This is a genomic window from Bacillus sp. lyk4-R2A-2, assembly GCF_030209735.1.
Taxonomy (GTDB): Bacteria; Bacillota; Bacilli; order Bacillales; family Bacillaceae; genus Bacillus; species Bacillus pumilus.
In genome coordinates this window covers 156,663-176,244 of the sequence record NZ_JARVRK010000005.1, presented here as the reverse complement: position 1 = coordinate 176,244, position 19,582 = coordinate 156,663, and the positions used below count along the sequence as shown (strand labels likewise).

The window sequence follows — 19,582 nt, the reverse complement described above, 5'->3', positions numbered from 1 at the left end:
TTGTAAGAAAGACCTTTTCTGTCCAATGAATCAGCGCGAATTTAACCCGTCCTTCTTTCTGTTTCACACTTTACCATAGCAGTAAAAAAAAAGAACAAGACTTTTGTCGGCAGGGCAAAAAAGTGTTCGCCAATTTTTTCACCCCTTCGACTAACCAAATTGAAACAAGACAGGAGCACCACAGAGATACAGCAAAAAAGAAATAGCGATCGAAGGAACAAAAGGGAATGGCTCGTTTACTCGAAAGGAAAAGACCTTTGCATAAACCATTCCAGCGATACATGAGAGAAAAAGCATGAGAAGGAACGGCTTGAAGCCAAAGCAAAACGCAAGCACACTGAACAGCTTCATATCAGCTCCGCCCAGACTATTCGGCTTAAAATAATCTAAACTAGAAAACAAAAGAATGCAAAAAATCAGAGAAGCCGCCCCTTCCCACCAGATAAGAAGCGGTTCCAGCGTGCGGTATATGACGAAAAGAGGGAAAAAGAAGAGAAACAGCTCGTTCGGCACCCTCATATAGAGAAGATCACTCACGACAGCAATCACGAATAAACTACAAAGAATCACAAGGAAAAGACTTTCAAACGAAACACCAGCGATCCTATAAATGAACAAAAAAAGACCGCCTGACAGCATTTCAATCGTTGGATAGAGCCAAGATAGCCGAATGCCGCAATGTTTACAAGACCCCTTCCATACAGCATAAGAAACGAGCGGGATCATCTCATGCAGGGATAGCGGCTGTTTACAGGCTGTGCAGTGAGATCGAGGAAGAAGAATAGACCGCTTAAGTGGCAGCCTTTCACCAACTAGATGAAAGAACGACCCCATGGTGATGCCTGCAAGAAACACAAAAATGCCAATCATATATCGCGGCTCCTTCCGGAAATAGAATATCCCGGATTGTACCATAGCGATTCACCTTGAACACCTAATGAAAATGTGATTTCCCCTCTCATTTACATTTCAAAAGAAAAAAAGACGCACATTACATACAACCAATTGCGTCTTTTGATTACCTTAAAATACGATTTCGGATATCTGAGAAAAAAGTGTTACAAATACCCTCCCCTTTTTCCTTCAAACTCACAAATTTTTGATCAAATATTACAAGTTAATAAAGCAAATATCCTAACAAGAAAGAGCACAAGATAGAAGTTTATCACTCCTTTATAAAATTCCCCTATAAATACACGTGTAGACAAACTCTCGCATTCGTTGTCTGTCCTGCGCGCTGATGCTCACGAATGTTCAATGCGCTCCGCAAAAGTAGATTTTCTTCCTAGACTTCAATGGTTTTCTATCACACTGAAAAGAAGACAAAAAATAAAGATCATTTTAGCCTTTGTCAACAATCTGAATGTTGAATAAGCAATTATTTTACGTCCGTTTTTTAAAGAAGAGTGTTAAAAATAACACAACATATTATCTCAATTACATAATATTTAAATAGAGGAAATAACAAGCCCCTACTATAAGTATTGAATATGGACTTATGTTCTAGTTAAAAAGAAATAAAATTCGTTTGAAGAGATGTTTATTTAAATATAAGGGGATGAATATGTCCCTGATAGACGTTATATAATTGGCTTTTTTATACAGGTGGATATAATTAATTATTTAATAGTGACTAGAACCTTTTTTCTTTATTTCTATCCTTATCATTACCTTGATTGTCTTCATTTTCGTCTTCATTTTGCTCTTCATGAAATTCAATACTGGTGTTTCCAGTAATATTGTCAAAGGGAGTATAGTGAACACCTATGCTTTTACCTAAAATAATTCGTTTAAAAAGGATTATAACTATTAAAACAACTACTAATAACATAAAAGAAAGAAGTACTCCACTGATAATAAACATGCTATCCTTCCTTTCAGATGAACCTTGCAGGAAAGCCTTTTAAAAATTAAATTATGTGATACATTTTTTATTTATTGTACCATATAATTACATTAAACCCAAAATAAACTATTATGTTTAAAGGCTTCTTTAAACATTTTGCGTGGGTGGACAATCGATGAAGAACTTGATTTTTTGTATTGAGATAAAGACAAACAAAGTTCTCATGTGTAAGAAATCTCACCTCTTCCATCACAACACAATTACGCCTCGCCCTCTTGTATACGAATGACATATTGACCGCCAAATAATTGCAGAAGTCTTGCGAATAATTGAAGAACAAATTTTTTGTGCAATTTCTTAAAAGGATCGCGACAAGTTCATGGTTTGACAAACTACTTGGACCATATTTGAAAAATCGTTCTCGAGGCTTTTCATTATGAAGAAAATGCTTGAGCAACATGGATAAACGGCCCATGCCGCTCACTCCATTTAGAATTCCTTCCCGTCATCAGCGAATTACCTTGAGTGCCTAGTAAACTCAATCTTTTACATTTCAAAAGAAAAAAGACGCACATTGCCTAAAAGCAATTGCGTCTTTTGACTACCTTAAAATACGATTTCGTATATCTGAAATAAAATAAAGAGAGCCTGTCACAAGGATCACCGCTGAAGGATCATCACTTTTTTTCTGAATGAACTCAAGCACTGTTCGAGGGTCATCGTCATACGATTTTGCCTCTAACTGACTGCATGCATAAAGCTTTTCCGCTGATTCAGCTCTTGGAAAATCAAATGAAACAAAATGGATAGAGGAACTAATGGCTTCAAGTTTTTGAATCATTTGCTTGTACGGCTTATCTTTTAAAGCACTAAAACAGACATGCACTTGTTTACTAGAAAAATGAGCTTGTACCGTTTCAATTAAACGGTCGATCCCTTCTTCATTATGAGCGCCGTCTAAATAAACTGGTGGATGGTCTTTGACTTTTTCAAATCTTCCAGCCCAAACTGCATGCCGAATACCTTCATATACCTGCTCTTCTGTCACGCTAATATAGCCTTCTTGCTCCAGCCATTCAATGAGTAGAACAGCAAGGGAAGCATTTTGCTGTTGATGCGTTCCGATTAACCCTGTTTCAAGCTGCGGATACTGCCTTTTTGATGTGCTTAACGTAAATCGTTCTCCTGTTTCTGTTGGCTGCTGATGACTGAAGGTACAAGTATCCTGTAATGAAATGCATTCCACCTTCTTTTCTTTTGCGATATTTTGAATGACCGCAAGTGCTTCCGGTTGATGAACTGCGGTGATCATCGGAATACCCTCTTTGATAATGCCCGCTTTTTCAGATGCAATTTGTTCAAGTGTATCACCTAGAATCGCCATATGATCATGACCAATCGATGTAATCGCTGTTAAGATAGGTACGGCAACATTTGTTGAATCAAGTCTTCCGCCAAGCCCTGTCTCTAATAGGACAAAGTCTACTTGCTGCACATCTGCAAAATAAGCAAATGCACATGCGGTAATGATTTCAAACTCTGTTGCTGCGCCAAGCTCTGTTTGATCTAACTCATCAACAAAAGGCTTGATTTTATTCACCAAACTCAGCCATTCTTCATCCTGTATAGGTGCTCCGTTCACGCTGATTCGTTCATTGAACGTTAAAATAAACGGGGAGGTGAAGGTGCCAACTGAATAGCCTGCTGCCTGTAAAACGGAACGAGTAAACGCAATCGTTGAACCTTTTCCATTTGTACCTGCAACATGTACCGCTTTTATGCGTTGTTCCGGATGGCTTAGTTTGTTCATCAGCCACTTCATTCTTTCAAGACCCGGTTTTACACCAAAGGCCAGTCTACTGTGAATCCACTCAATGGCTTCATGATAGGTTGTAAACAATGTCATCTCTCATTTCATCCGAAATTTTCAAAAAAGACGACTCCATTTTGTTAGGAGCCGTCTTTTCAACCTTATGCTTTCAGCTCTTCAATACGCTTTTGAACAGCTTCGCGTTTTGCGACATAGTCACGTTCTTTCGCACGCTCTTCTTCTACGACACTTTCAGGCGCTTTTTTCATAAAGCCTTCGTTGCCAAGCTTTTTCTGGACGCGCTCTACTTCTTTTGTCAACTTATCAAGCTCTTTTTGCAGACGAGCGATTTCCTCATCTAAGTTGATTAAGCCTTCAAGCGGCAGAATGAGCTCTGCTCCAGAAATAACAGCCGTCATCGCTTTATCACTAGCTGGGACATCTGTGCCAATTTCAAGTACACTTGGGTTCGTAAAACGCTCGATATATGAACGATTTTTCTCTAAACGTTCCTGCACATCAGATGTAGAAGCTTTAATGTAAAGCTCCACCTGTTTGCTCATTGGCGTATTCACTTCACTGCGGATGTTACGAACAGAACGGATGAGTTCCACAAGCAGCTTCATATCAGCAGACGCTTGTTCGTTTGAAAGCTCCGGCTTCACCTCAGGCCAAGCCGCTACAGTAATCGATTCACCTTCGTGCGGAAGATGCTGCCAGATTTCTTCTGTTAAGAATGGCATGAACGGATGAAGAAGTCTCATCGTCTGATCTAATACGTACGCAAGGATCGAACGAGTCGTTTTCTTCGCTGCTTCATCTTCTCCATAAAGCGGAAGCTTCGCCATCTCAATATACCAATCACAGAAATCATCCCAAATGAAGTTGTATAAATGTCTGCCCACTTCACCAAATTCATACTTGTCAGCTAGCTGTGTGACACTTTCAATCGTTTCATTTAAGCGGGTTAAAATCCATTGGTCAGCAACTGATTTTTCTCCTGTTAAATCAAGCTCATCATACGTTAAGCCATCCATGTTCATTAAAGCAAAACGTGATGCGTTCCAAATTTTGTTCGCAAAGTTCCAAGTGGATTCAACCTTTTCAAAGCTAAAGCGAAGATCCTGACCTGGTGAGCTTCCAGTTGCTAAGAAATATCTTAATGAATCTGCACCGTACTTGTCGATGACCTCCATTGGATCAATTCCGTTACCTAGCGACTTACTCATTTTACGTCCTTGCTCGTCACGGATCAGCCCATGAATCAGAACGTCTTTAAACGGTTTTTCTCCTGTGAATTCAAGACCTTGGAAGATCATGCGAGAGACCCAGAAGAAAATGATGTCATAGCCTGTAACAAGCAGGTTTGTTGGATAGTAGCGCTTGAAGTCTTCACTATCTGCATCCGGCCAGCCCATTGTCGAGAAAGGCCAAAGCGCTGAACTAAACCATGTATCAAGCACATCGTTATCCTGTTCCCAGTTTTCTATATCTTCTGGTGCTTCCAGTCCAACATATACTTCTTTCGTTTCTTTATGATACCAAGCTGGAATGCGGTGTCCCCACCATAGCTGACGAGAAATACACCAGTCACGGATATTTTCCATCCAGTGTAAATACGTCTTTTCAAAGCGGTCTGGAACAAATTGAACTTGGTCGTCCCCATTTTGAAGGTTAATGGCTTCGTCTGCCAGCGGCTGCATTTTTACAAACCATTGAGTAGATAAATAAGGTTCAACGACAGCTCCGCTTCGCTCACTATGACCAACTGAATGCATATGGTCCTCAATTTTGAACAAAATACCCTCTTCTTGCAAGTCTTTTACAAGCTGTTTACGGCATTCAAAGCGGTCCATTCCTTTGTATTGCAGTGCATTTGCATTCATTGTGCCATCTTCATTCATGACAAGGATACGCTCTAGGTCATGGCGGTTTCCAAGCTCAAAGTCATTCGGGTCATGAGCAGGTGTAATTTTCACAGCTCCTGAACCAAACTCCATATCGACATAATCATCAGCAACGATTGGAATCTCGCGTCCTGTAATTGGCAAGACCACTGTTTTTCCAATCAAATGCTGATAACGTTCGTCATCAGGATGCACGGCAACGGCCGTATCTCCGAGCATTGTTTCAGGTCTTGTCGTCGCAATTTCAATTGAACCCGTGCCATCTGAAAGTGGGTATCTTAAGTGATAAAACGCGCCTTGAACATCTTTATAAATGACTTCAATATCAGAAAGTGCCGTTTTCGTCGCTGGATCCCAGTTAATGATGTACTCTCCGCGATAGATCAGCCCTTTTTCATACAATTGAACAAACACTTGGCGTACCGCTTTATTCAGACCTTCATCTAATGTAAAACGTTCACGTGAGTAATCAAGACCAAGTCCCATTTTCGCCCACTGACTGCGAATAAAGTCCGCATATTCTTCTTTCCATTTCCACGTTTCTTCCACAAATTTCTCCCGGCCAAGGTCATAACGGCTTACGCCTTCTTCGCGAAGCTTTGCCTCAACCTTTGCTTGGGTCGCAATACCGGCATGATCCATTCCTGGAAGCCATAGAACGTCATAGCCCTGCATCCGTTTCATACGTGTCACGATGTCTTGAAGTGTAGAATCCCACGCATGCCCAAGGTGCAGTTTTCCTGTCACGTTTGGTGGAGGAATGACGACTGTATATGGATCTTTCGTTTTGTCATTTTGTGCTTCAAAGAATTTTCCTTCAAGCCAGTACGTATAGCGGTCTTTTTCAATCGCATTTGGGTCGTACTTTGTTGGCATTTCTTGATTATTTGTTTCCATTTATGTAACCTCCACATTTTTTCGGCTGATGAAACATAAAAAAGCCTTTTCATCCTTATAAAAGGACGAAAAAGCTTTTTCGCGGTACCACCTTTTTTCATGGAACACATAGACGTGTCCCATACACTCTAAAGGATAACGGGGTTCTCCCGAATTTCTCTACTTGTTCATTCAAGAAATTAAGCTCACAGGCGACCTTCCAAACAAGTGCATCCTAGGAAACCTTTCAGCTCATGGTCTCCCTCTCTTTAGGGTCTTGCTTGTACTCTTCCTGATCCACGCTTACGATATATCACGTTCATCAGCACATACTCATCTTTTATTTATATTACTAAATGCCTTTTGTTTTCGTCAATCATCTTTTCCGCTTTTCTTCTTCTTTATACAAATTGGGCAAGCACCCTTTTCCTCTTTGCCCATATGATAATAACAAAATGAAGAAGGAGGGCGTTTGCTTTGAAAAAGATCAATCCTTACACACTTCCCCCCTGGCTGAGACAAATTCGGGCAGTGGCCTCCCAAGTCGTTCTCCCGATTGCGATATTTCAAGGGTTTCGTACGATCATTTTCCCCACAACATTTGACGTCCTCATCCTAGGTATTCTCATTTTTCTCGCCTGCGCCTTTCACCTTGATTGGTTTTAAACACTCGCGCTTATGTACACGCAAAATAACCTCGTCATTCCGCTGATGACGAGGCACTTTGTTCTTCTTCAAGCCGTCTAGCCTGCTCAATCTCGTGAATCTTCATGACGGTCGGCTCTGAATTTTTCATCTGCCAATACGCTCTTAACAGCTGTTGACAGCTTTCCATCTCATCCTGCCCACCTGCTTCATAGGTTTTAACTGTATCAAACAGACCTTGCGGATAAGCAAGGTAACTAAGAAACAAATGAAGCTCTTCCTCGCGAAGAGGATTTCCTTTTTGGTACGTATAAAACAAGGAAGTGCATTCAGGACAAGACGTGGGATAGGTTTTGAATGTCCGATAGTAAAAGGTCAGAAGGTCATAAATGGGGGCGGCTTTTTTAGACCGCTCAAAATTGGTGAAATGTCCTGTACCCACATCATTATACAAAAAGTGATGAATCGACAGCTGCCCATGATTTAACACAACACGTGTTGTTTCTTTATCTTTCATTTCTTCATGCCAGTCTTCTAGTCGTTCGAGGGCAAATTCGCTGGCAGACATCGCCTCTGAAAAATACATCGCAGCAGCCAGTTCAAATGGCGACATATACCAAGTTTGCTCTGCCCGCTCTATGAATCGTTCATACATGTCTTTCTCTGTTTCCCATTTGGTCTTGATTTGTTTGTAGTGCGCTTCGATCTCTTGCTCTGTGATATCCATCATCACTTCAGTCCGCTTATGAAGTCTTGCAATCTCTTGAAATAAATATTCATGTTTATCGTCCTGCTCTTCTCTCTTTTCATTCGTCAGCCAAGGCATGAGATAGTATGCGTACTGGCTTTCACGATGACTTGAGAAAAAAGAACCGCTCTTCGTCCGATAAATCGGCACAAAAGAGCGATAGCCCTTTGATTCTAGTTCAAGCATTTGCTCTGTAAACTGCATATGCCTGTTGGCTTTTACTCGCTTTAAGGCAAATACGCCCTGCTTTGTATATACTTTGACGACAGCAGGACTGACAGGTTCAACGTATTCCGCCTCAAGCCCGTATTCGTATAGGACAGATTGGATCTCATCCACGTTCACTCACCACATTTTCTCGATCGGTCATCTCTTGTTAGGCATTGCTTTTTTGATATTCAGGAATATAAAGAATCTGCCCTTCTTCAAGCTCCGCATCCACCGATAATGAGTTTGTGCGAAGAAGCTGCTGCACATTCAACTGATATCGCTCACAAATACGATCGACCGTATCTTCTTGCTGAACTATACATATTTTCATGCGAGAAAAATCTTCCTCCTCCTGCTTAGCAAACAGCTTTGTTAAATAAAGAGAGTTTTCACTGCCAGACGTTTCTCTCACATCTTCTTCAAACTCCTCTTCTTCTTGAGCTGACTCATATACTTTTGGCGCTTCTCGTTCATATAACCGTCCGAGCTGGTACGTGTCATCCTGCGCCTCTTGCTCCTCTTCCACGTGATAAGCCGGTGATTCAAATACTGGATACGGCTGAACCGTTTCTTCCAGCTCTTCAGCTGCTTCGGGATCTTTTCTCACTTCCACCTCAAAGAATGTATCCTCCTGTTTCTCTTCTTCTAAGAGCTTAGGTGGTTCAAAAAATGGTGGTTCTTGCACCTGAGCTTCTGGTAAGGAGCGATAACCAAGCGTCACTTCTTCTTGGCTCTCCGTTTCCTCCCGTTCTTCCAGTTCTTCGGTTTCTTCTTCCCTACTCACCAGCTCTATCTCAATTTCTTCTTCCTGCTTTTCTTCTTCGGCGCGCGTGTCATGCTGTAATACAGCCTGATCCTCATCAATCTCACGTTCATAGTCTTGTAGCTCTTCTTGCTCTTCATCTTCTGGCTGCAGCTGATAATCGTAGGTCACGTCGCCATATTCTTCTTCAGAACGATGAACAAATTCATACGGCTCCTCTACAGGCGCTTGAGGCATTTCCTCGTCTAATAGACCCTCAATCGCCAGATCAGCTTGAATGGTGAGCAAACGATTTTCTGTCAGCTGGTAATCAAACGCATCAATAAACACAAACACATCATTTAAATGACTGATTTTGTTTTTAGGAATCGTGATATCGACTGGGAATTGATGCAGAAGCTCCGCCGTCCCGTCTTCTCTGACCTTCACCTCATCAGCTTCTCTGTATGATGCATAGGAACTCAATTCACCCAATAGCTCCTCTTGATTTATGTTGTATTCTCCTGTTAGCTCGAGTGAACCTCTAATCGAAACATAATCATTCACTTCTTGAACGAGAATGTCAGGATCGAGAGAAATAGACAGCAGCTCACTGACTTCCTGTCCGCTTTTGAAATAGATGGATTCTTCTACTGAAAACTGTAATCGATTGTTTTGAGACAAGTCGGTGTCCTCCTTTCATCTAATCCTTCAAAATAAAATTAGATGTCAATACAGATGTATGAGAGAGGCAGTGAAAATATGATTGGTTTTCAGCAACACAAAAAAGCCGATATGTTTCCATATCGGCTTTCGTTTATCGACGTAGTTTTTGAAATACTTTTTCCACTGTCTCAATCGTATATTCGATGTCTTCATCTGTGTGAGCTGTTGACAGGAATAGTCCTTCGAATTGAGATGGGGGAAGGAAGATGCCGTGGTCGGCCATTTCCTTGTAAAATTCAGCAAATAAAGCGAGATCAGCTGTTTTGGCTTTGTCATAATTGACCACTTCTTCATTTGTAAAGAAGAATCCAATCATCGAACCCGCACGGTTAAACGTTAATGGAATTCCATGTGCTTTCGCCGCATTTGAAATGCCTTCTTCCAGCCGGTCTCCTTTTCGTCTAAACTCTTCATAAGAGTCAGGTGTCAGCTGTTTTAAGGTTTCTAAGCCTGCTGTCATCGCAAGTGGGTTACCAGATAACGTTCCTGCTTGATAAATTGGACCGCTTGGCGCAATTTGTCTCATAATATCCGCTCTTCCGCCATAAGCGCCGACCGGAAGACCGCCTCCGATCACTTTACCAAGACACGTCAGATCAGGTGTGATGCCAAAGTAGCCTTGCGCGCAATGATAATCCACACGGAAGCCGGTCATGACCTCATCAAAAATGAGTAAAGCTCCGTATTGCTCTGTAATGTCTCTCAGCCCTTGTAAGAAACCGTCTTGCGGAGGGACAACCCCCATATTTCCTGCAACCGGCTCGACAATGACACCTGCAATATCGTCTCCAAATTCCTGAAAGGCAACTTGAATGCTTTCTAAATCATTGTAGGGCACTGTAATCGTGTTGCTTGCAGTTCCTTCAGGTACCCCTGGGCTATCTGGAAGCCCTAGCGTTGCGACACCTGAACCTGCTTTAATGAGCAAAGAATCACCGTGGCCATGATAGCAGCCTTCAAATTTCACAATTTTATTTCTGCCTGTAAAGCCTCGAGCCAGACGAAGTGCACTCATGGTTGCCTCTGTACCAGAGCTGACCATACGAATGACTTCGATAGAAGGAACCCGCTCTGATACAAGCTTAGCTAGTTCATTTTCAACTAATGTCGAAGCACCAAAGCTTGTCCCCTTTTCTGCCACTCGCTGAATGCTTTCAACCACACGGTCATTCGTATGCCCTAAAATAAGTGGTCCCCATGATAAGACATAATCGATGTATTCATTTCCATCAATATCATAGATTTTGGCGCCTTTGCCTCGTTCCATAAAAATCGGGTCTGTGTTCACTGATTTAAATGCACGTACAGGGCTGTTGACACCACCAGGCATTAAATGCTGCGCTTCTTCAAATGCTTGCTTTGATTTTTCATAGCTACGTCCCATTTCAACATCCTCCTGTCTATCCGTTCTTTATTCTGAGAGCCATTTTGCTGCATCTTTTGCATGATACGTAATGATGAGTTCTGCTCCTGCACGTTTCATGCTTGTCAGCATTTCAAGAACAAGCTCTTTTTCAGAAATCCACCCATTTTGAGCAGCGGCTTTGACCATTGCATATTCTCCGCTCACATTGTAAGCAACAATAGGGAGTGTAAATTCATTTTTCACATCACGCATAATGTCTAAATAAGAAAGAGATGGTTTCACAATGAGGAAGTCAGCTCCCTCTTCTACGTCAGATTGCGCTTCTCTTAGTGCCTCTAAACGGTTTGCAGGGTCCATTTGGTATGTTTTACGATCTCCAAACTGCGGTGTGCTATGCGCCGCGTCACGAAACGGACCGTAAAACGCACTTGCATATTTCACAGCATATGACATGACAGGTACATGAATAAAGCTAGCTTCATCAAGCGCCTCACGAATGGCAATAACAAATCCATCCATCATATTAGAAGGAGCAATGATATCTGCACCTGCGCGCGCTTGGCTAACAGCAGTTTTCGCTAATAGCTGAAGAGATTCATCATTTAAAATTTCTCCATCTTCAACGATTCCGCAGTGTCCGTGATCTGTATATTGGCATAAGCAAGTGTCTGCAATGACCACAAGCTCTGGGAAATGCTTTTTGATCTCAAGCGTTGCTCTTTGAACAATGCCATGATCGTGATACGCTTCACTGCCCACATGGTCTTTATGATCTGGAACACCAAATACAATAATTGATTTGATGCCTAGGTCGACAAGCTCTTGGACTTCTTCTTTTACAAGGTCCACTGAAATGTGATAAACACCCGGCATTGAAGGGACTTCTTTTCGGACATTTTCTCCCTCTACAAAAAAGATCGGATAAATGAAATCAGATGGTCTTAAAAAGGTTTCTCTGACTAATTCTCTCATTCCTGCACTTGTCCGCAGTCTGCGGTGTCTGTTAAATTTCATCATTGGTTCAACTTCCTTTCAGATAAACGGCACATCAATTCAAGCATTCCGTCTATCGTATAAGTATCTGGGGTTTCAGAAGAAATCCCGTATTGAAGCAGCGCCTCTTTTGTCAGAGGACCGATCGTCACAAAACAGGTGTCAGAAGCAGCTAGCTTCGCTGCATCTGCCTCCATGGCATGCATAAATGAATGGACAGTGGATGAGCTCGTAAATGTAATAAAATCAAATGATTGCTTCGTCATTGCCGTTTTGAGAGCGGCAATTCCTTCCTCATCCTTGACCGTTTCATATAAAATCCATTCCTTTACTTCTATGCCAAGTGGAACAAGCGTTTTCTTCACGACATCTCGAGACAGGTGTCCTTTTGCTACAAACACACGCTCTCCCGGACGCACATGGTCAAGCAGCGCATCTGCGAGCTCTTCCGCTATGAATCGTTCTGGTACGACATCCACCTTCAAGCCGTGCTGCTCAAGATAGGCAGAGGTTTTCTCACCTACCGCAGCCACTTTCAAATGGGATAAACTCTTATGTAAATGATGGTCTTCTATGTAGCTCAGAAAAAAAGACGCGCCATTTACACTCGTGAAAACAAGCCATTGGCTATTTTCTAAGTCCTTTAAAAAGGCCTGCGCTTTTTCATTTGTGAGCGTAGGCTCAAACCGAATAAGAGAGGTTAAAACAGCATGGCCGTTCAGCTCTTCAATCTTCTGCTGAAACACACCCGCTTGACGTTCATTTCGAGTGACAAGCACCGTCTGTCCGTGAAGCGATTGGCCTATGGTCATTGGGAGGACAGATCCTTTTTCACCTTGTCGATTAAATCCTTTGCTCCCTTATCAGCCATCTGCTTCGCACATGCTGTTCCAATTGCCTCAGGGTCAGAGCCTGATACAGTTTCTCGAATAATCGTGTGTCCGTCAGCAGATGCCACAAGACCCGTCAGTTCAATTTCATCGCGCTCATTTATCGTTGCATAGCCAGCGATCGGTACCTGACAGCTGCCATCCATTTGTTTGAGGAAGGCTCGTTCAGCGAGAACCGTTTTCTTTGTGTATGCATTCGTAAATTGAGCGAGGAGCTGCAATAGCTCTTCATCATCTCCACGGCACTCAATTGACAAAGCGCCTTGGCCAACTGCGGGCAGGCAAGTCTCAGGAGATAAAAATTCAGACACGACCTCTTTGCTCCAGCCCATTCTGGACAGACCGGCAGCCGCTAGAATAATGGCATCATATTCTTCATTTTTCAGCTTTTCCAATCGTGTATCAATGTTTCCTCGAATCCATTTAATGTTCAGATCTGGTCTTTCCTGAAGAAGCTGGGCACTGCGCCGTAAGCTGCTCGTTCCCACAATAGCACCCTTCGGCAGCTCGTGAAGACGCAGATGATCCTTCGATATAAGAGCGTCCCTTACATCTTCACGCTCAGGAATACAGCCAATGACTAATCCTTCAGGAAGAGCAGCCGGCATATCCTTCATACTGTGAACGGCCATATCGATGTCGTGATTTAGCATCGCCTGTTCAATTTCTTTGACAAACAGTCCTTTTCCGCCAACCTTTGATAAGGTCACATCTAAAATTTGATCACCCTTTGTCACAATCTCTTTTATTTCAAAAGAATAAGAAGGGTTTAGTTCAGACAGCTTTTGAATGACCCATTTTGTTTGTGTAATTGCAAGCTTACTTCTTCTAGAACCTACTTTAATTGTACGCAATTCGTCTTCCTCCCGACAATGCCCTTAAGACTCATCATTATTTATTGAAACCAATGAAAGGTTGATAAGCTACCAAGCAGAAAATAATTGATCATCAGCACAAGGAATGAACCGACATTCCACAGTGCCACGACTTTGCCCTGCATATTTCTCACCAATCTGATATATAAGTAAACACCATATAAAAACAGCATAATAAACGAACCAAGCACCTTTGTATCTGTCCAGTACAACGTATCATACGAAATATATGCCCAAATGATGCCAAGAATCAAACTAAGTAAGAGCATCGGCACGCCAATAATGTTTAATACGTATGCCATATGATCAAGCTTCGATAAATCTTCAATTCTTAGAAGCCATTTTCCCCATTTTTTCTTTTTCAGCAAACGATATTGAAAGAGATAGAGAAGAGAGAAAGCAAATGAAAGTGAAAAGGCACCGTATGATAAAATCGCCATCGTAATATGGATCACTAGCAATTCACTCGTCAGCTTCCCCGTTAGTTCTGCTGAGTGGAGATCCGATGGTGTAAAGGTGTGAATCGCCATCAAGGAAAAACCGATGACATTTGTAAAAAAGACGATAAATTCAACACGCAGTACTTTTGTGAGAACAAGTGAAAGTGTCACAAGCACCCACGTATAAAAATATAACCCCTCTGCTACATTCAACACAGGGAATCGGTCTGTTTCCATCATAATATAGAACATGTAGACTGTTTGCAGCAGCCAGACAATAGAAAGCAACCAGAAAGCCATTTTTCCAGCCTTCCGGTTGTGTTGAAGAAAATCTATGAAATAGAACAAGACACTTAGTGCATAGATCAAGGTCGTCGCTTCGCCTAGTCTCGCTACAATGGATTCCATCATCGCTTAATCACTCACTGGCAACTGTAGCAAGGCCTTGTGCCATATTTGGTTTAAACAGCTGAAATGACCCTTGCTCCACCTGCATCGGCTCCGCCCTTTGCTCTTCATCTTCAACCTGTAAATCAAAGATTTCTTTGAAGAGTAAAAGTTTTTCCTCTGCATTCGGCTCCGCGGCAATTTCTTTTGCCTTTAAGATAGGATCTTTCAGCATTTGATTGATAATGCTTTTCGTATGTTTATTTAATAGCTTCATTTCACGGTGTGTGAGATTCGGAAGCTTTCGCTCAATACTCTGCATCGTATCCGCTTGAATCGTCAGCGCCTTTTCTCTAAGTGCAGAAATGACAGGAACCACACCAAGCGTATTCAGCCATTGCTTAAATTCCACAATTTCTGCTTCAATGAGGAGCTCAACCTGCTCAGCCACTGCACGGCGTTCTTTTAAGTTAGCTGCCACGATGCCCTCAAGATCATCAATGTCATACAAAAAAGCACCTTCTACTTCAGAAATGGCTGGATCTAAATCACGAGGGACAGCAATATCCACCATAAATAGAGGTCTGCCCTTCCGCTTTTTATTCGCACTTTCGACCATTTCTTTTGTAATGACAAATTGTTTCGCACCAGTGGAGCTAATTAAAATGTCTGCTTCGGATAATGTTTTTTCCAATTGGTTTAAGCTTTTAGGCTCTCCTGAAAAACGGCCCGCCAATTCTTTTGCTTTCTCATACGTTCGATTGATAACCGTTACTTGACCAATCCCTTGACCTTGAAGGTTTAGAGCCGCTAGTTCGCCCATTTTACCCGCACCAAGAATCAGGACATGTTTATCAGAAAGACGTCCAAAGATTTTTTTCGCAAGCTCGACAGCTGCATAGCTGACAGACACGGCATTAGACGCAATGTCTGTTTCCGCATGAGAGCGTTTTGCAACGGTGACCGCCTGTTTGAATAAATAATTGAAAACGGTACCAATGGTCTTCTCCTCTTGAGCTACTTTAAAGCTAGAGCGCACTTGACCAAGTATTTGTGTTTCGCCAATCACCATGGAATCAAGTCCACAGGCCACACGGAATAAATGCTCGACCGCTCCATCATTTTCATAGAACTTCAAATACGGCGAGACATCTTCCTTTTCTAAACCGAACCAATCAGCTAAAAATCTTTTTATATAAAACCGTCCAGTATGAAGCTGATCTACCACTGCGTAGATCTCTGTTCGATTACATGTTGAGATGACGATATTCTCTAGAATGCTTTTTTCTTCTTTAAGCTTGGACATCGCTGTTCCGAGCTCGCTCGGTTCAAAGCTCAGCTGTTCCCGTATCTCAACAGGGGCTGTTTTATAATCTAAACCCACAACAAGAATATGCATAACTTCAGCTTGCACCCCCAACGCCCTGTCTAATTTATAATAATTACAATATAGAATTTATTATTTATAGTGATTATAACATATATTCATTTTTAACTGGATGAAAATTGTGAACAGATTTCAAAAATGTTGTGATATAGTAGAAAAATGTTCGACACTCATTATGCCATATCATCACTTCAAGCAATTTACCAGATTTGGCGCGTGCGGACAAATGATCTGCTTAAAAGAAGGTGACATCTTTGAAGAAGAAATCCATTTTGCTACCGCTCACTTTGCTGGCTGTAGCGCTATATGCCATTCTCTCAGGAGGTCAATTTGACATTTGGAAGGATCAAGAGAAATGGTATACACTCGTACTGCTTTTTGGCCTTGCTTTCTTATATCAAGGAAAGAAGGAGCAAGAAAGCGCTCATGTGTTTATCGGTATGCTGATGACGGGCCTTTCGCTACACTTTATTCTTCAGCCAAAATTGGACTACTGGCCAGACACATTTACGATGATCGTATTCATCGTTGGACTTGCTCTTTTTGTGAAATCATCTCAGAAAAAAGAATATCGTATTGAAAGTGTTGTTCTCATTGCACTCGGTCTGTTCCTTTATTTCTTTCAGCAAATTACAAAGCAGCTAAGTTCCCTTTCGATCCCTACTTCCGGTTTTGAATTGTACTGGCCTTATGTACTGATTGCTGTCAGTCTCCTCTTATTATTTTTAAAAAGGAAATAACTTATACAATAAAAAGGCATCTGCTCATGACAGATGCCTTTTTTTAGTTATTAATCTTCGCAAGGATGGCATTCCATGCTTCGTCTTTTCCCTTTTTTGTTTCAGAAGAGAATAGGACTAGTTCATCTGATGGGGCAATGTCGAGTGTCTGTTTAACAACTTTCGCATGTTTTTCCCATTTGCCTTTTGGAATTTTGTCCGCCTTTGTTGCAATGACGATCACAGGAACGCCGTAATATTTCAGGAATTCATACATGTTCACATCATCTACTGATGGCTTATGACGCAGGTCCACAATTTGGACAACTGCTTTTAATTCTTCACGCATTGTAATATACGTTTCGATCATTCTACCCCAGGCTTCACGCTCTGTCTTTGATACTTTAGCAAAGCCGTAACCTGGAACGTCCACAAAATGGAGCATATCATTAATAATGTAGAAATTAAGCGTTTGAGTCTTACCTGGTTTAGAAGACGTACGTGCTAAATTTTTACGATTAATCAATGAGTTGATGAACGAGGACTTCCCAACATTTGATCGTCCAGCAAGAGCGATTTCAGGCAGTCCCCCGCTTGGGTACTGCTCTGGTTTTACCGCACTAATGACGATATCTGATTTTGTTACTTTCATCTTCCCTCTCCTACCAACGCTTTCTCAAGCACCTCATCTAAATGCGAGACCGGAATAAAGGTTAGTCCTTCTCTCACACTTTCAGGAATATCATCAATATCCTTCTCATTGTCCTTTGGAAGAATAATGGTTTTCAGTCCTGCACGATGTGCGCCTAATGCTTTTTCTTTTAGTCCGCCAATTGGAAGCACTCTTCCTCTTAACGTGATCTCTCCTGTCATACCAACCTCTTTTGACACAGGTCGTCCTGTGAGGGCTGATACAAGAGCCGTCGCAATGGTGATACCAGCTGATGGCCCGTCCTTTGGAACCGCACCCTCTGGAACATGGATATGAATATCATGCTTTTCATTAAAATTAGGATCAATGTTCAGTTCATCTGCTTTCGAACGAATATAACTGAATGCCGCCTGTGCAGATTCTCTCATGACATCACCAAGCTTACCTGTTAACAACAGCTTGCCTTTACCCGGAGAAAGTGATACCTCAATCGACAAGGTGTCTCCGCCAACAGTGGTATACGCAAGTCCTGTGACAACCCCCACTTGGTCTGTCGTTTCAGCCTGACCATAACGGTAAAGTCTTTTTCCGAGAAATTCAGATAAGTTCTTTTCCGTCACTGTGATGCGTTTGCGGTCTTCAGCCACAATCGCTCTTGCTGCTTTACGGCATATCGCCGCAAGCTGACGCTCTAATCCACGAACACCCGCTTCTCTTGTGTAATAGCGAATCGTATCATAAATCGCTGCTTCACGGAGCTGCAAGTTCCCTTTCTTTAATCCGTGCTCCTTTAGCTGCTTCGGCAGAAGGTGATCTTTCACAATTTCTGCTTTTTCAACCTCTGTATACCCTGCAATCGTGATAATCTCCATTCTATCACGAAGTGGACCTGGAATGGTTGCTAAATTGTTGGCAGTGGCAATAAATAGCACCTGAGACAAATCAAATGTTTCTTCAATATAGTGATCGCTGAAGTTATGATTTTGCTCTGGATCTAAGACTTCGAGCATCGCAGAAGATGGATCGCCTCTAAAATCAGAGGACATTTTATCAATTTCATCTAAAAGGAAGACCGGATTCATCGTTCCTGCCTTGCTCATTCCGCGAATGATACGGCCTGGCATCGCACCTACATACGTTCTTCTATGTCCACGAATCTCAGACTCATCACGCACACCGCCAAGGGAGATACGGATAAACTTTCGGTCAAGTGATTTTGCAATCGATTTTGCAAGTGACGTTTTCCCTACGCCAGGAGGTCCTGCTAAGCAAAGAATCGGCCCTTTTAACGAATTGGTCAGCTTCTGGACAGCAAGATATTCAAGCACCCGTTCTTTGACCTTTTCCAGCCCGTGATGCTCATCATCTAAAATTTCACTTGCAAGCTTTAAATCGAGACGATCTTCTGTATAGATGCCCCACGGGAGGCCGATCAGCCAATCAATATAATTTCGAATCACAGAGCTCTCAGCAGAGCTTGAAGGAATTTTTTCATAACGATTCAATTCTTTTAGCGCCGTTTCACGAACAGAATCCGGCATGCTCGACTCTTCGATTTTAGACATTAAAGAACTGACTTCGCCCGTTTTCCCTTCTTTGTCTCCAAGCTCCTTTTGAATGGCTTTCATTTGTTCACGTAAATAATATTCTTTTTGCGTTCGTTCCATTGAACGTTTCACGCGCTGCCCGATTTTCTTTTCAATCTCGAGTACTTCTTTTTCATTGTGAATTAAGCTGATGACCCGGTTCAGCCGTTTTTTGACATCTACTGTTTCCAGTACTTCTTGTTTGTCCTTTAATTTAAGCGGCAGGTGAGAAGCAACGATATCTGCCATTCTCCCCGGTTCTTCAATGTCCGTCACTGTTGCATATGTTTCAGCTGAGATTTTTTTTGAAATTTTTATGTATTGATCAAAGTGATCTAACAATGTACGCATGAGGGCTTCTGCTTCTGCGTCCTTTAATTCTTCTTCTGTCAATTCTTTAATGTCGACGGACGTATAGTCCTCCAGCTCGACATATGATTCGATCTGCGCTCGATTTAGGCCTTCAACGAGTACACGAATCGTTCCATTTGGCAGCTTCAGCATTTGTTTAATTTTTGTGTAGGTGCCGACTTTGAAAATTTCCTCTTCACCTGGTTCATCTATTGAAATTTCCCGCTGTGTAGCTAGAAAAATCATATGATCGTTCATCATCGCCTGTTCTAATGCTTGAACAGACTTTTCGCGTCCAACGTCCAAATGCAAGACCATTGTTGGATAAACAAGCAAACCTCGCAATGGAAGGAGCGGAACATTCTTTTTGATTTCATCTGCCATGTTGATTGACACCTCCGTCACTAGTATGAATCATTATAATAT

17 protein-coding genes and 1 other annotated feature are annotated in these 19,582 nt (G+C 42.0%); of the genes, 2 read left to right on the top strand and 15 right to left on the bottom strand.

Translation table 11 applies throughout. The features are described 5' to 3' along the window. Positions 1-150: 150 nt before the first annotated feature. The 5 genes from QRN39_RS07660 to QRN39_RS07645 all read right to left on the bottom strand — a co-directional run bounded on the left by QRN39_RS07660 (position 151) and on the right by QRN39_RS07645 (position 6,460). On the bottom strand, positions 151-870 hold the full coding sequence (locus QRN39_RS07660; RefSeq protein ID WP_284906795.1) for a prepilin peptidase: 720 nt from the start codon (positions 868-870) through the stop codon (positions 151-153). Between the two features lie 763 nt (positions 871-1,633). After that, positions 1,634-1,864 carry a DUF3951 domain-containing protein gene (locus QRN39_RS07655; RefSeq protein ID WP_212046182.1) on the bottom strand — a complete coding sequence of 77 codons (231 nt, stop codon included), beginning with the start codon at positions 1,862-1,864 and terminating at the stop codon, positions 1,634-1,636. A gap of 67 nt (positions 1,865-1,931) precedes the next feature. After that, positions 1,932-2,306, bottom strand: coding sequence for a UPF0758 domain-containing protein (locus QRN39_RS18430; protein WP_350225040.1), 375 nt, complete (start codon positions 2,304-2,306; stop codon positions 1,932-1,934). Positions 2,307-2,447: 141 nt separating this feature from the next. Beyond that, a complete protein-coding gene (locus tag QRN39_RS07650; protein WP_284906794.1) occupies positions 2,448-3,752 on the bottom strand; it encodes a bifunctional folylpolyglutamate synthase/dihydrofolate synthase in 1,305 nt (434 codons plus the stop codon). A 65-nt stretch (positions 3,753-3,817) separates the two neighbouring features. Continuing rightward, complete coding sequence (locus QRN39_RS07645; protein WP_212046184.1) at positions 3,818-6,460, bottom strand: valine--tRNA ligase; 2,643 nt, start codon at positions 6,458-6,460, stop codon at positions 3,818-3,820. Positions 6,461-6,518: 58 nt separating this feature from the next. Further along, positions 6,519-6,748, bottom strand: a binding site (T-box leader). A gap of 168 nt (positions 6,749-6,916) precedes the next feature. Between QRN39_RS07645 and QRN39_RS07640 the strand changes: the two genes are divergently transcribed. Next, positions 6,917-7,105 carry a hypothetical protein gene (locus QRN39_RS07640; RefSeq protein WP_003216497.1) on the top strand — a complete coding sequence of 63 codons (189 nt, stop codon included), beginning with the start codon at positions 6,917-6,919 and terminating at the stop codon, positions 7,103-7,105. Positions 7,106-7,139: 34 nt separating this feature from the next. Here the strand turns inward: QRN39_RS07640 and ysxE are convergent, their stop codons facing one another. The 8 genes from ysxE to hemA form a co-directional block, all read right to left on the bottom strand. Further along, positions 7,140-8,171, bottom strand: coding sequence for a spore coat protein YsxE (ysxE, locus tag QRN39_RS07635; RefSeq protein ID WP_284906793.1), 1,032 nt, complete (start codon positions 8,169-8,171; stop codon positions 7,140-7,142). Between the two features lie 37 nt (positions 8,172-8,208). Further along, positions 8,209-9,468: a LysM peptidoglycan-binding domain-containing protein gene (locus QRN39_RS07630; protein ID WP_284906792.1), complete on the bottom strand. Its 1,260-nt coding sequence runs from the start codon at positions 9,466-9,468 to the stop codon at positions 8,209-8,211. Positions 9,469-9,601: 133 nt separating this feature from the next. Then, the gene (gene hemL / locus QRN39_RS07625) at positions 9,602-10,894 is read right to left on the bottom strand and encodes a glutamate-1-semialdehyde 2,1-aminomutase (protein ID WP_284906791.1); all 1,293 of its coding nucleotides are present in this window, start codon (positions 10,892-10,894) and stop codon (positions 9,602-9,604) included. Between the two features lie 27 nt (positions 10,895-10,921). Then, positions 10,922-11,893, bottom strand: coding sequence for a porphobilinogen synthase (hemB, locus tag QRN39_RS07620; RefSeq protein WP_284906790.1), 972 nt, complete (start codon positions 11,891-11,893; stop codon positions 10,922-10,924). After that, positions 11,890-12,681: a uroporphyrinogen-III synthase gene (locus QRN39_RS07615; protein WP_003216187.1), complete on the bottom strand. Its 792-nt coding sequence runs from the start codon at positions 12,679-12,681 to the stop codon at positions 11,890-11,892. The genes hemB and QRN39_RS07615 overlap by 4 nt, the downstream gene beginning before the upstream one ends. Then, entirely contained in the window at positions 12,678-13,613 is a 936-nt protein-coding gene (hemC, locus tag QRN39_RS07610; protein ID WP_251190245.1) for a hydroxymethylbilane synthase, read from the bottom strand. The genes QRN39_RS07615 and hemC overlap by 4 nt, the downstream gene beginning before the upstream one ends. Positions 13,614-13,654: 41 nt before the next feature. Then, positions 13,655-14,485, bottom strand: a complete 831-nt coding sequence (locus tag QRN39_RS07605; RefSeq protein WP_050943641.1) for a cytochrome c biogenesis protein — start codon at positions 14,483-14,485, stop codon at positions 13,655-13,657. Positions 14,486-14,492: 7 nt separating this feature from the next. Further along, positions 14,493-15,860 (bottom strand): glutamyl-tRNA reductase, encoded by a 1,368-nt coding sequence (gene hemA / locus QRN39_RS07600; protein WP_284907255.1) that lies wholly within the window; start codon positions 15,858-15,860, stop codon positions 14,493-14,495. A gap of 242 nt (positions 15,861-16,102) precedes the next feature. Here hemA and QRN39_RS07595 point away from each other — a divergent pair, with 242 nt between their 5' ends. Continuing rightward, positions 16,103-16,588: a hypothetical protein gene (locus tag QRN39_RS07595; RefSeq protein WP_044139987.1), complete on the top strand. Its 486-nt coding sequence runs from the start codon at positions 16,103-16,105 to the stop codon at positions 16,586-16,588. 43 nt (positions 16,589-16,631) lie between these two features. On the opposite strand, the gene yihA is transcribed toward QRN39_RS07595, so the two are convergent. Together yihA and lon are read right to left on the bottom strand one after the other, a co-directional pair. Further along, entirely contained in the window at positions 16,632-17,219 is a 588-nt protein-coding gene (gene yihA, locus QRN39_RS07590; protein ID WP_003216344.1) for a ribosome biogenesis GTP-binding protein YihA/YsxC, read from the bottom strand. After that, complete coding sequence (lon, locus tag QRN39_RS07585; protein ID WP_003216539.1) at positions 17,216-19,540, bottom strand: endopeptidase La; 2,325 nt, start codon at positions 19,538-19,540, stop codon at positions 17,216-17,218. The genes yihA and lon overlap by 4 nt, the downstream gene beginning before the upstream one ends. Positions 19,541-19,582: the final 42 nt, after the last annotated feature.

Bases quoted from the DNA above. Each gene is read 5' to 3' on its own strand.
- QRN39_RS07615 (WP_003216187.1), bottom strand. From the start codon at position 12,681: ATGACCATAGGCCAATCGCTTCACGGACAGACGGTGCTTGTCACTCGA.
- QRN39_RS07650 (WP_284906794.1), bottom strand. From the start codon at position 3,752: ATGACATTGTTTACAACCTATCATGAAGCCATTGAGTGGATTCACAGT.
- hemA (WP_284907255.1), bottom strand. From the start codon at position 15,860: ATGCATATTCTTGTTGTGGGTTTAGATTATAAAACAGCCCCTGTTGAG.
- QRN39_RS18430 (WP_350225040.1), bottom strand. From the start codon at position 2,306: ATGTTGCTCAAGCATTTTCTTCATAATGAAAAGCCTCGAGAACGATTT.
- yihA (WP_003216344.1), bottom strand. From the start codon at position 17,219: ATGAAAGTAACAAAATCAGATATCGTCATTAGTGCGGTAAAACCAGAG.
- lon (WP_003216539.1), bottom strand. From the start codon at position 19,540: ATGGCAGATGAAATCAAAAAGAATGTTCCGCTCCTTCCATTGCGAGGT.
- QRN39_RS07655 (WP_212046182.1), bottom strand. From the start codon at position 1,864: ATGTTTATTATCAGTGGAGTACTTCTTTCTTTTATGTTATTAGTAGTT.
- hemL (WP_284906791.1), bottom strand. From the start codon at position 10,894: ATGGGACGTAGCTATGAAAAATCAAAGCAAGCATTTGAAGAAGCGCAG.
- QRN39_RS07605 (WP_050943641.1), bottom strand. From the start codon at position 14,485: ATGATGGAATCCATTGTAGCGAGACTAGGCGAAGCGACGACCTTGATC.
- QRN39_RS07645 (WP_212046184.1), bottom strand. From the start codon at position 6,460: ATGGAAACAAATAATCAAGAAATGCCAACAAAGTACGACCCAAATGCG.
- hemB (WP_284906790.1), bottom strand. From the start codon at position 11,893: ATGATGAAATTTAACAGACACCGCAGACTGCGGACAAGTGCAGGAATG.
- QRN39_RS07660 (WP_284906795.1), bottom strand. From the start codon at position 870: ATGATTGGCATTTTTGTGTTTCTTGCAGGCATCACCATGGGGTCGTTC.